Below are 11,250 nucleotides of genomic sequence, written 5' to 3' on the forward strand. Positions count from 1 at the left end.
TCCCCATCTCATGACGCGGAGGCCGAAAGGCTCCAAAACGACATAGCTGACCGCTGCTCTTGCGGGGTTGGCACACACCAAATTGCTTGATGGAGAATTTGATATGCAACGTTTTGATTTTACACCGTATCGCCGGAACACCGTCGGTTTTGACCGCTTGTTTGAACTGCTCGAAAACACCGGGCGCGCAGCGACCAACGAAAACTATCCGCCTTTCAATATCGAACGCACCGGCGAAAATGACTATCAAGTCACCGTCGCAGTTGCCGGGTTCAAGTCCGACGAGATAGACATCGTTGCACAGCAAAATTTGTTGATCGTCACGGGCAGCAAGCAGGCTGAAGGCAACGACAATCGTGATTTTCTGCACATGGGCATCGCAAGCCGCAATTTCGAACGTCGCTTCCAACTTGCCGACCATATTCATGTGACCGACGCTGATATGGCCGATGGTCTTTTGATTATATCATTGGTGCGCGAAGTGCCGGAGGCATTGAAGCCGCGCAAAATCGCTATCGGCGGCAAAACTGCACCTAATGTGATTGAGCACGCAGAAAGCGCCAAGAAAAAAGGCACAAACGCAGCCTAAATATATTTGGGGCGGTCGATTGCTCGTCCGCCCCTTCACATATTATGAGCCCGGGTCGCAATGGGTCCGCACGGCTGTGAGCCGCGCTTGCACATTCTTTAAAAGATCCGCTTCGTCGATGCCAATGCGCCGATAAAAACGTCTCGAATCGCTACACCAGTCGGCTTTGTTTCACCGCAGCAGCAACGAAACTCGCAAACAACGGGTGCGGTGCAAAGGGACGCGATTTTAGTTCTGGGTGGAACTGCACCCCGATAAACCAAGGGTGATCGGGGCGTTCCACGATTTCTGGCAGCTCACCGTCGGGTGACATCCCGCTGAACACAAGGCCGCCCTGCTCCAAAGCAGATTTGTAATGGACATTGACTTCATAGCGATGACGATGCCGCTCAGAGATGTCCTGCGTGCCATAGATCCCCGCGACATGGCTGTTTCCGGCCAACTTCGCATCATAAGCACCAAGGCGCATCGTGCCGCCAAGATCGCCGCCCGTTTCACGTTTCTGGATGCCCTCTTCGCTCATCCATTCGGTGATGATACCAACAACTGGTTCGGTGGTGGGGCCAAACTCCGTGCTTGATGCGCCGGAGATACCCGCGGTGTTCCGCGCGCCTTCAATGCACGCCATCTGCATGCCGAGACAAATGCCAAAGAACGGCACTTCGCGCTCACGGGCGAATTTGACCGCCGCAATCTTGCCTTCTGAACCACGTTCGCCAAATCCGCCGGGGACGAGGATTGCGTTCATCGGTTCAAGCGCGGCGGCAATGTTATGCTCTGATTGCTCGAACAGTTCAGCGTCGATCCACTTGATGTTCACCTTAACGCGGTTCGAAAGTCCGCCATGCGTTAGTGCTTCATTCAAGGATTTATATGCGTCGGCAAGGCCAACATATTTACCGACAACACCTATGGTGACTTCACCTTCGGGGTTTAACTGGCGGTCAATGATATCATCCCAGCGGCTAAGATCAGGCTCACCGCCTGATTCCAGCCCGAACGCGCGCAGGACTTCATTATCAAGCCCTTCGGCGTGATATTGCAGTGGAACTGCGTAAATGCTTTTCGCATCCAACGCAGGAATAACCGCCTCTTTACGCACGTTACAAAATGCCGCGATTTTCGCGCGCTCATTTTCCGGCAGCGGATGTTCGCAACGGCACAAAAGGACATCGGGTTGAATACCCAATGATGTAAGTTCGCGCACGCTGTGCTGCGTCGGTTTGGTCTTCAGCTCGCCTGCCGCCGCAATATATGGGACGAGCGTGACATGCACGGACAAGGTAAGTTCGCGGCCAAGCTCGTTCCGCAGCTGGCGAATGGCTTCGATGAAGGGCAGAGATTCGATATCACCGACCGTCCCGCCAATTTCACACAAGACGAAATCAAGGTCTTGGGTATCCGCCTTTGCGAATTCCTTGATAGCATCTGTCACATGCGGAATGACCTGGACCGTCGCGCCGAGATAGTCCCCGCGGCGTTCCTTTTGAATGATGGTCTGATAAATGCGACCCGACGTTATGTTGTCGGACTGCCGCGCAGAAACGCCCGTAAACCGTTCATAATGCCCAAGGTCGAGGTCGGTTTCCGCCCCGTCATCAGTCACATAGACTTCGCCATGCTGATAAGGCGACATCGTGCCCGGATCAACATTGAGATAAGGATCGAACTTCCGGATTCGAACGCGGTATCCGCGCGCCTGCAACAGGGCAGCAAGCGATGCTGCCATAAGACCTTTGCCAAGCGAGGAGACCACGCCACCGGTGATAAAAATGAACCGTGCCATGGGAGAAAAGGCTTAAGACACGTTTACGGGAAAACACAAGCGAACGAATCCGTTCACGGAAAAATAACCTGTGCAAAAAACGTTTTTTGGTGCCGAAGCGATTATTTATCCAACGGAACTTCGGTTGCTGGTGCCCCCGAAGCTGGAGCCGCTGGTGCAGTCGTCACAGGTGCCGCCGGAGTCGCAGGCACTTCGGTACGTTCAAGGCTGCTATCGATTTCGCCCGTGCCACCTTTTTTCGCAGCAACGAAAGCCAAGGAAATCGAAAGGATAATAAACAAGGTCGCCAAAATGGTGGTGGTACGCGTCAGAAAGTCGGCGGCACCACGTGCGGACATCAATCCCGATGGGCTTCCGCCCATTCCCAAACCGCCGCCTTCAGAACGCTGCATCAAGATAACGCCAACAAGCGAGGCGGCGATAATGGCCTGAACGACGATAAGAAAATGGAAAATGCCCATGATGAATTCCGAATAAATAAAGGCAATAAGTTGCCGGTTGTTGCGCCCACATAGCGAGCGCATCAGCGTTCTTCAATGCTATTCGCCGAAAGCTTGCGCTGCGGCTAAAATGGGTTCGAATTTCGCGCAGGTCAGACTTGCCCCGCCAATCAACCCGCCATCGACATTTTCAACCGCCAAAAGCTCGGCCGCATTGTCTCCGTTCATGGACCCGCCGTATAAAATCCGGACACCATCGCCGACCACACCATAACGATCGACCAGCGCCGCACGAATGGCGCCGTGCATTTCCCGTACACCCGCCATTTCCGGAATACGCCCGGTGCCAATGGCCCAGACGGGCTCATACGCGACACTCAACCAGTCGCCAGATATGTTCTGGGGCAATGAACCTGCAACCTGTCCCAAAACAATGTTTAGCGCATTGCCTGCGTCCCGCTCAGCCAGCGTTTCTCCGACGCAGATGATGACTTTCAGGCCCGCCTTGTGCGCAGCTTCCGCCTTTGCCAGCACGTCGTTATCCTGCTCATGCTGTGCGGCGCGGCGTTCGCTGTGCCCAACGATTGTCAAAGACGCCCCCGCATCAACCAACATATCCGGCGACACACATCCGGTATGCGCGCCTGATGGCTGCATGTGGCAGTCCTGCCCGCCGATTGGGAAGCCTTGTACACTATCACACGCCCTGCTGATGAGGGTTGCTGGCAAACATAATGCGGATTCGACAGCGGAATAGCTCAGAGATTTTTCTGCGATTGCGGCAATTTCGGCTAAATCGCTCGACACACCGTTCATTTTCCAGTTTCCGACAATCAACTTACGCATGCCATTATCCTATCATTGGGGTTTGCGAATCTTGATAAGGCTCTGACATGGTTTCAACAGTCGGAGCAAGTCTATCCCTTGATTGCCAAAGCCTTGCCGCCTAAAGCGTCTCGCAACAATCGGCCCAGTCCGTGATATCAGGAAATTGCAATTCATGATTACCTCCATTCGTTCGCTCATTAACTCCAAATTCGGCGCAATTTTCGCGTTGGTTTTCGTCGGGATGATTGCCATTGCCTTCGCGCTTGGCGATGTGACCGGATCAGGCAGTTTTGGTGGCTTGAGTGGCGGTAACGTTGCACGCGTGGGTGACCGCAACATCACATTGGGTGAACTGAACGATGCGCTCGATAATCGGCTAAAAGCCGAACGTCAGAATAACCCAACGCTGAATATGGCCGGTTTTGTTGAAGGTGGTGGATTGGATTCAACGCTCGACCAGCTGATCAACCGCTACGCCATCACTGTGTTTGGTGAAGAATATGGTGTCGCCGTCAGCAAGCGTCTTGTGGATTCGGAAATTCGCAAAATACCCGGTGCCATGGGGCTTGATGGTAAGTTTAGTGCAGACGCCTTTCGCGCCTTTGCCCAACAAATTGGTGTCAGTGAAAAAGCCATCCGCGACGATCTGACGCAGAATTTGTTTGCGCAACAAATCTTGCCGGCGGCGGCAAGCGGTCCGGCGGCGCCCGATGGCATGGCTCTGCCTTATGCATCGTTGATGCTTGAACAGCGTGCGGGACAAATCGCTTCGATTCCAGCCACCGCATTTTTGCCCAAGGCGCCTCCAAGCGCAGCGGCACTCACCAAATTCTATGCAGACAACGCCGCGAAATTCACGATCCCTGAAAAACGGGCAATCAGCTACGCGATCTTTGACAAGACTATCATTGCAGGCCGTGCAAAACCGACCGAGGCAGACATCGCGGCCTATTACAAAGCCAATGCCGCGAAGTTCGCCGCATCGGAAAGCCGCAACATCAGCCAGATGATCGTGCCAACGGAAGCTGCAGCAAAGTCGGTTATCGGCCAGGTCGCGGCGGGCAAATCATTAGCCGACGTCGCCAATGGCTTGGGTCTGTCCGTAACGACAACCGCCAACGTCACCAAAAGCAGCCTTGCCAGTACCGCCACCGCTGCGGTTGCCGATGCGGTCTTTGCCGCAAAGCAGGGTACATTGGCAAAGCCAGCCCGCGGCAAGCTGGGCTGGACCGTTGCGCGCGTCGACAGCGTGAACAATGTTGCTGCAAAATCACTTGCCGCTGCCCGCGCGGAAATTGAAAAAGAACTATTGCAGACGCGCAGCGAAGAAATGCTGACCGAAATGACTTCGGAAATCGAAGATGCATTTGCGGATGGCGGAACGATAGCTGACATTGCCAAGCAAAATGGCCTGTCCGTGAATACCTCGCCAAAATTGCTGGCGACGGGTCAGGATATCTCCAACCCCGCATATAAGCCTATTCCGGAAATGCAGGTCATTTTGCCCGCCGCGTTCCAAATGGAAACCAGCGGTGAAGCCCAATTGATCGAGTTGGTATCCGGCGAGAAATTCGCGATGATCGCCGTTGCCGATTACGACGAAGCAGCGCCGCCACCGCTTGGTGATGTCCGCGCCTTGGTTCAGCAACAATGGGCGTTTTCAGAAGGCGCAAAGGGTGCGCGCGCTGCTGCGGACCGTTTGCGCAAGCTGGTCGATAGCGGCCAACCGCTTCAGGCTGCACTTGCCGCGGCCAATGTCCAAGGTGCCCAGATTGAACGGCTGACCGGCACGCGCGCGGATCTCTATCGCGAAGGCCAGCCCGTCCCGCCGCCATTGTCGCTCATGTTCGCCATGAAAAAAGGTACCGCCAAAATTGTTCAGGCAGGCGGCGACCGCGGATGGTATGTGGTGTACCTGACCGACGTCATCAAAGGCAACGCCAGCGGCAATGCGGATTTGCTTCGTGCACGCAAGCAGGAGCTTTCCGGTATATTGCAGCAGGAATATGCCGCACAGCTGATCGTCGCTGCATCGAAAGATGCCGGTGTTGAAAAGAATGACGACGGGATCGCAGAAGTGCGCACTCGCCTAACCAACCGTGACGGCAACTAAACCCGAACTCATATGGCGCAAGCGCATTGCTGATACCGAAACCCCGGTATCAGCGGCGCTGAAGCTGTTTGAACCCGAGCGCGGTGATTTCATCCTGGAATCGGTTGAAGGCGGCGAAACACGCGGGCGGCATAGCCTGATTGGCATCGCACCCGATCTGGTGTTTAGGGCGGCCGGCGATAGCGCCGAAATCAATAGTCAGTGGATGACCGACAGGACCGCGTTTGCGCCCTCTCCTCTGCCATCATTGGATGCTTTACGCGCGCTCGCTGCGGACTGCCGCATGGATGTTCCCGAAGAGCTGCCCCCCGCCCTCGCCTGCTTGGTTGGCTATTTTGGTTACGAGACAATTGGCCTCGTCGAAAAGCTTCCACGCGCGCCGCAATCAGCGCTTGAGCTGCCGGACATGCTATTCGTCCGCCCAACTGTCATTTTGGTCTTCGACCGGTTGAAAGACGAAGTGTTCCTCGTCTCGCCAGTTTGGACCGGCTTAGGTGATCCACAGGCAGTGGCATTGGCGAATGAGCGCCTTGATGAGACAGAGCGGTTGTTGAACCTTGGCCAAGTGCCGTCTGCTGGCGCGGTGTCAGTATCCGAAGAACGCGAAATCAAGCTCACGCCGGTATTGCCCGAGGGCCGCTATGCCCAGATGGTTGCGTCGGCCAAAGATTATATTGAGGCAGGCGATATATTTCAGGTCGTGCTTGCCCAGCGTTTTACCGCACCGTTTGATCTGCCGCCTGTGCATTTGTACCGCGCTTTGCGCCGGATTAATCCTTCGCCATTTCTATACTTCATCGATCTTCCCGGCTTTGCGCTGATCGGCTCCAGTCCGGAGATATTGGTCCGCGCGCGCGGCGGCGAGGTAACAATCCGGCCAATCGCTGGAACGCGCCCGCGCGGCAAGAGCAGCATCGAAGACGCTGAAAACCGGGCGTCATTGTTGGCTGACCCCAAAGAGCGCGCGGAACATCTGATGCTGTTGGACTTGGGCAGAAACGATGTTGGCCGCGTAACGAAAGGCGGAAGTGTCACCGTAACCGACAGCTATATGGTCGAATTTTACAGCCATGTGATGCACATCGTCTCCAATGTCGTCGGCGAACTTGCTGACGATAAAGACGCCATCGACGCTTTGTTCGCAGGCTTTCCCGCTGGCACTGTTTCAGGTGCGCCCAAGGTCCGCGCCTGCGAAATTATTGCCGAACTCGAACCAGAAACCCGCGGAGCCTATGCGGGCGGCGTTGGATATTTCTCGCCCAATGGCGATATGGACAGCTGCATCGTTTTGCGGACTGGCATCGTCAAAGACGGTGTCCTTCATGTACAGGCCGGCGCCGGTATCGTGGCGGACAGCAACCCCGAATATGAGCAGCGCGAGTGCGAGGCAAAGGCCGGTGCGCTGATTGCAGCTGCGCGGGAGGCTTTTCGTGTCGCGGGTGAAGCAAAATTCGGACAGTAGCTTGACGACTACGGAAAGGTCGTTAGCTAGTATCCATGCGTAAATTTCTGATAGCTTCACTGGCATTATTGTCCGCAATTCACACTCCGGCCAAAGCTGAAATAACGCCTCCCGCAGAGGCTGACGCGGTCTTCGCGAACTTTACTTTTGCCAATGGCGAACGTCTGCCAGAACTCAAAATTCATTATACAACGCTCGGCACGCCAAAGCGCGACGCGAAGGGTAACGTCACCAATGCCGTGATGATCCTTCATGGCACCGGCGGCACGGGGCATCAGTTTTTCCAGCCTCAATTTGCGGGTGAACTTTTCGGTCCTGGCCAAGTGCTCGACACATCCAAATATTTCATCATTCTGCCGGACAATATCGGCCATGGAAAATCGACGAAGCCAAGCGACGGGCTTCGGATGGCGTTTCCGAAATATGACTATGCCGACATGATCGCGGCGCAGCACCGGTTGGTGACCGAAAAGCTTGGCGTGAAAAAGCTGAAGTTAATCCTCGGGACCTCAATGGGCTGCATGCACGCATTTATGTGGGGCGCGACCTACCCCGACGCCGTCGAGAAGCTTGCACCATTTGCATGCCTCCCTGTCGAGATCGCTGGGCAAAATCGCATGTGGCGCAAGCTTTCGATGGATGCGATCAAAGCTGATCCCACTTGGAACAATGGTAACTATACAGCGCCGCCATTATCCGGACTGCGCACGGCAGCGAGCCTTAACCTAATAGCGGGCGCAAATCCGTTGGCGTTGCAGGCACAATATCCGACCCGCGCCGCGGCGGAGGCGTTTACAGATGAAGCCTTCGCGCGGATAGTTACCCGCAACGATGCAAATGACATCATCTATCAGTTGGATTCATCGCGGAACTACAACCCTTGGCCAACGCTTGAAGCGATCAAGGCTCCGACATTATGGATTAACTCGGCCGATGATTTCATCAACCCGCCCAATTATGGCATCACGGAAACTGCCATGAAACAGATGCCCACGACAAAGTTCATCCTCATCCCTGCGTCTAAAGAAACAAAGGGCCATGGAACGCATAGTTGGGCCAAATTCTGGAAGGAGGAACTGGCAAAATTGCTTGCGCAATAGTGCCTCTTCCAACCGCGGGTTAAAGCCGCTAGGGCATCGCCCATGATCCTTGTCATCGACAATTACGACAGCTTTACGTGGAACCTCGTCCATTATCTGATGGAGCTTGGCGCTGAGGTTGAGGTCGTTCGCAACGATGATATGTCAGCGGGACAGGCTCTGTCGTCGGGTGCGGAGGCTTTTCTCATTTCGCCCGGGCCGAAAACGCCGAATAAAGCGGGCGTGAGCCTTGAGCTCGTCGCGGCGTGCGCGGAAGCTGGAAAGCCATTGCTGGGCGTTTGTTTGGGGCACCAGACCATTGGGCAGCATTTCGGCGGCACCGTTGCGCGCGGCGGATTGATGCACGGCAAAACATCGCCCGTCACACATGACGGGAGCGGATTGTTTGAAGGTCTGCCGTCCCCGTTTCAGGCAACGCGCTATCATTCGCTTATCGTCGAAAATGTGCCGCCGAGCCTTGTCATTAATGCAACCAGCGATGACGGCCATGTCATGGGCTTTCGCCACGCCACGCTGCCCATCCACAGCGTTCAATTCCATCCCGAAAGTATTGCTACCGAACATGGCCACGCGATGCTGGCCAATTTCATGCGCATTGCCGGTATGGCCGTGAAGGACAGAGCATGAACCCCTTTGGTCCCCTTCCCGACCCGCAGCATCTGTTTGACCATGATGAGGCGGCACAGGCCTTTGCGGACATTCTTGATGCACGCGCCTCCGAAGATGAAATACAGGCGTTCCTCGTTGCGCTCACCGCGCGCGGCGAGACGATGGTGGAAATTGCCGCCGCTGCGCAAGCTATGCGTGAACGGCTGATCCCCATTGATGCCCCCAAAGGCGCGATTGATGTCTGTGGCACGGGTGGTGATGGGCATCATACGCTTAATGTTTCTACCGCCGTGTCAATTGTGGTCGCGGCATGCGAGGTTCCTGTTGCAAAGCATGGCAATCGTGCAGCCTCTTCAAAAGCAGGTGCGGCAGATACGCTTGAGGCCCTCGGTCTCGACATGGAACGCGCGGGGCGCATGGCGGAAGAAACGCTGAAAGACTTGGGCATTTGCTTTTTGTTCGCCGCGAACCATCATCCTGCGATGAAGCGGATTCAACCGATCCGCCAACGCATCGGGCAACGCACGATTTTCAATCTGATGGGCCCGCTTGCCAACCCGGCACGCGTAAAACGCCAGCTGATCGGCATTGCGCGGCCTGCATATGTCCCTGTGTATGCTGAGGCACTTCATCACCTTGGCACCGAACATTCGCGGATCATTTCGGGCGATGAAGGCCTTGACGAATTAAGCTTGGCCGGCGGCAACGAAGTCGCCGTGGTCGAACCCGAAGGTGTCCGTTTCCAGCGTACCACCGCCGCTGATGCCGGCCTACCTGTGCATCCGGTTGACGCCATTCGCGGCGGCGATGCGCAGCATAATGCGGCTGAACTGCGTAAATTGTTGCTGGGCGAACATGGCGCGTATCGCGACGCCGTCCTGTTCAATGCCGCGGAGGCTTTGTTGGTCGCTGGCGTTGTTGAAACCATGCCCGATGGGGTTGAAGAGGCCGCAGAGGCAATCGACAAGGGTCTTGCCAATGCGTTGCTGAACTGTTGGGTGAAATATTGATGGCCGACAAGCTTGCAGAAATCTGCGCGACCAAGCGCATGGAAGTGGCCGAACGAAAGCCGAAGGGCGTGTCGCACTGGCCTGCCCCATCCCCGCCGCGTGGCTTCGAAGCGGCGCTGCGTTCCAAAAGCGCATCGGGCATTGCGTTGATTGCGGAAATCAAAAAGGCGAGCCCGTCAAAAGGCCTGATCCGCGCAGATTTCGATCCTGCAGCACATGCAAAGGCCTATCAGGCGGGTGGCGCGGCTTGCCTGTCGGTTCTAACCGACGCGCCTTATTTTCAGGGGCATGAGGATTATCTCATCGCTGCGCGCAACGCCTGCGACCTGCCGGTTATCCGAAAGGATTTCATGGTTGACCCATGGCAGTGCGCCGAAGCGCGCCAAATGGGCGGTGATGCCATTTTGATCATTGTCGCGGCATTGGACGATGTGGCCATGGTCGAAATCGAAGATGCAGCTTTTGCTGAAGGGCTGGATGTCCTTGTGGAAGTGCATGATGAGGCCGAATTGGACCGGGCGCTTACGCATCTGAAATCGAAATTGGTCGGCGTGAACAACCGCAATTTGAAGACATTTGACGTCGATCTGGCCACGACTGAGCGTTTGGCAAAATATGTGCCTGCGGACATTTTATTGGTGTGCGAAAGTGGCATTTCGACGCACGCCGATTGCCAGCGTATGGCCACATCTGGGGTCAACACATTCTTGGTCGGCGAAAGCCTGATGCGGAACGCCGACGTTCAACTTGCCACACAGCGGTTATTGACCGGACATGGCTGATCTAACGCATCTGGGTGCCGATGGCGCCGCACATATGGTCGATGTGTCGGCCAAAGCGGATACCGCTAGAGAGGCGGTTGCTGAAGGACGCATCACTATGTCCGCTGAGGCGCTTGAGGCTGTGCGCGCGGGCAATATCAAAAAAGGCGATGTGCTGGGAACCGCGCGGATTGCTGGCATCATGGCCGCAAAAAAGACGAGCGAACTTATACCGCTTTGCCACCCGCTCATGCTGTCCAAAATTGCCATCGCGTTTGAATTTGAAGACCATGGCATTCGCGCAGAGGCGCGTGTGCGGTTAAATGGTCCGACGGGTGTCGAAATGGAGGCTTTGACCGCTGTGTCCGTTGCCTTGCTCACGCTGTACGACATGGCAAAGGCGCTCGATAAATCGATGGTGATTTCGGGCATCCGGTTGCTCTCCAAAACGGGCGGCAAATCGGGCGATTGGCACGCATGATTTCGGTCGCCGAAGCGCAGGCCAGATTATTGGCGCTGGCTTCGCCGCTGCCCTCTGTCGAACTGGAACTC

The 11,250-nt window shown here is 55.6% G+C and carries 11 protein-coding genes; 8 read left to right on the top strand and 3 right to left on the bottom strand.

Features of this window, described 5'->3' with window-relative positions; translation table 11 throughout:
• Positions 1-103 precede the first annotated feature (103 nt).
• A complete protein-coding gene (locus tag ACIQ0G_RS07365; RefSeq protein ID WP_397577343.1) occupies positions 104-589 on the top strand; it encodes an Hsp20 family protein in 486 nt (161 codons plus the stop codon).
• Positions 590-740: 151 nt separating this feature from the next.
• Here the strand turns inward: ACIQ0G_RS07365 and ACIQ0G_RS07370 are convergent, their stop codons facing one another.
• From ACIQ0G_RS07370 to tpiA, 3 genes are all read right to left on the bottom strand, one after another.
• Positions 741-2,375: a CTP synthase gene (locus ACIQ0G_RS07370; protein WP_397577344.1), complete on the bottom strand. Its 1,635-nt coding sequence runs from the start codon at positions 2,373-2,375 to the stop codon at positions 741-743.
• Between the two features lie 101 nt (positions 2,376-2,476).
• Positions 2,477-2,830 carry a preprotein translocase subunit SecG gene (gene secG / locus ACIQ0G_RS07375; RefSeq protein ID WP_397577353.1) on the bottom strand — a complete coding sequence of 118 codons (354 nt, stop codon included), beginning with the start codon at positions 2,828-2,830 and terminating at the stop codon, positions 2,477-2,479.
• A gap of 84 nt (positions 2,831-2,914) precedes the next feature.
• Entirely contained in the window at positions 2,915-3,661 is a 747-nt protein-coding gene (gene tpiA, locus ACIQ0G_RS07380; protein ID WP_397577345.1) for a triose-phosphate isomerase, read from the bottom strand.
• A gap of 154 nt (positions 3,662-3,815) precedes the next feature.
• Between tpiA and ACIQ0G_RS07385 the strand changes: the two genes are divergently transcribed.
• From ACIQ0G_RS07385 to moaC, 7 genes are read left to right on the top strand one after another with little or no spacing between them, the layout of a single operon-like run.
• Entirely contained in the window at positions 3,816-5,756 is a 1,941-nt protein-coding gene (locus tag ACIQ0G_RS07385) for a SurA N-terminal domain-containing protein (protein ID WP_397577346.1), read from the top strand.
• Entirely contained in the window at positions 5,743-7,218 is a 1,476-nt protein-coding gene (locus ACIQ0G_RS07390; protein WP_397577347.1) for an anthranilate synthase component I family protein, read from the top strand. The genes ACIQ0G_RS07385 and ACIQ0G_RS07390 overlap by 14 nt, the downstream gene beginning before the upstream one ends.
• A gap of 35 nt (positions 7,219-7,253) precedes the next feature.
• Positions 7,254-8,318 carry an alpha/beta fold hydrolase gene (locus ACIQ0G_RS07395; RefSeq protein ID WP_397577348.1) on the top strand — a complete coding sequence of 355 codons (1,065 nt, stop codon included), beginning with the start codon at positions 7,254-7,256 and terminating at the stop codon, positions 8,316-8,318.
• 42 nt (positions 8,319-8,360) lie between these two features.
• Entirely contained in the window at positions 8,361-8,945 is a 585-nt protein-coding gene (locus ACIQ0G_RS07400; protein ID WP_397577349.1) for an anthranilate synthase component II, read from the top strand.
• Complete coding sequence (gene trpD, locus ACIQ0G_RS07405; protein WP_397577350.1) at positions 8,942-9,937, top strand: anthranilate phosphoribosyltransferase; 996 nt, start codon at positions 8,942-8,944, stop codon at positions 9,935-9,937. Before ACIQ0G_RS07400 ends, trpD begins: the two co-directional genes overlap by 4 nt.
• Positions 9,937-10,719: an indole-3-glycerol phosphate synthase TrpC gene (trpC, locus tag ACIQ0G_RS07410; RefSeq protein ID WP_397577351.1), complete on the top strand. Its 783-nt coding sequence runs from the start codon at positions 9,937-9,939 to the stop codon at positions 10,717-10,719. Before trpD ends, trpC begins: the two co-directional genes overlap by 1 nt.
• Complete coding sequence (gene moaC / locus ACIQ0G_RS07415; protein ID WP_397577352.1) at positions 10,712-11,179, top strand: cyclic pyranopterin monophosphate synthase MoaC; 468 nt, start codon at positions 10,712-10,714, stop codon at positions 11,177-11,179. Before trpC ends, moaC begins: the two co-directional genes overlap by 8 nt.
• Positions 11,180-11,250 lie beyond the last annotated feature (71 nt).

The sequence above is a fragment of the Sphingorhabdus sp. genome (genome assembly GCF_044354325.1).
In the GTDB taxonomy this organism is placed as follows: domain Bacteria; phylum Pseudomonadota; class Alphaproteobacteria; order Sphingomonadales; family Sphingomonadaceae; genus Sphingorhabdus_B.

Bases quoted from the DNA above. Each gene is read 5' to 3' on its own strand.
- ACIQ0G_RS07365 (WP_397577343.1), top strand. From the start codon at position 104: ATGCAACGTTTTGATTTTACACCGTATCGCCGGAACACCGTCGGTTTT.
- ACIQ0G_RS07370 (WP_397577344.1), bottom strand. From the start codon at position 2,375: ATGGCACGGTTCATTTTTATCACCGGTGGCGTGGTCTCCTCGCTTGGC.
- tpiA (WP_397577345.1), bottom strand. From the start codon at position 3,661: ATGCGTAAGTTGATTGTCGGAAACTGGAAAATGAACGGTGTGTCGAGC.
- ACIQ0G_RS07385 (WP_397577346.1), top strand. From the start codon at position 3,816: ATGATTACCTCCATTCGTTCGCTCATTAACTCCAAATTCGGCGCAATT.
- ACIQ0G_RS07395 (WP_397577348.1), top strand. From the start codon at position 7,254: ATGCGTAAATTTCTGATAGCTTCACTGGCATTATTGTCCGCAATTCAC.
- ACIQ0G_RS07400 (WP_397577349.1), top strand. From the start codon at position 8,361: ATGATCCTTGTCATCGACAATTACGACAGCTTTACGTGGAACCTCGTC.
- trpD (WP_397577350.1), top strand. From the start codon at position 8,942: ATGAACCCCTTTGGTCCCCTTCCCGACCCGCAGCATCTGTTTGACCAT.
- trpC (WP_397577351.1), top strand. From the start codon at position 9,937: ATGGCCGACAAGCTTGCAGAAATCTGCGCGACCAAGCGCATGGAAGTG.
- moaC (WP_397577352.1), top strand. From the start codon at position 10,712: ATGGCTGATCTAACGCATCTGGGTGCCGATGGCGCCGCACATATGGTC.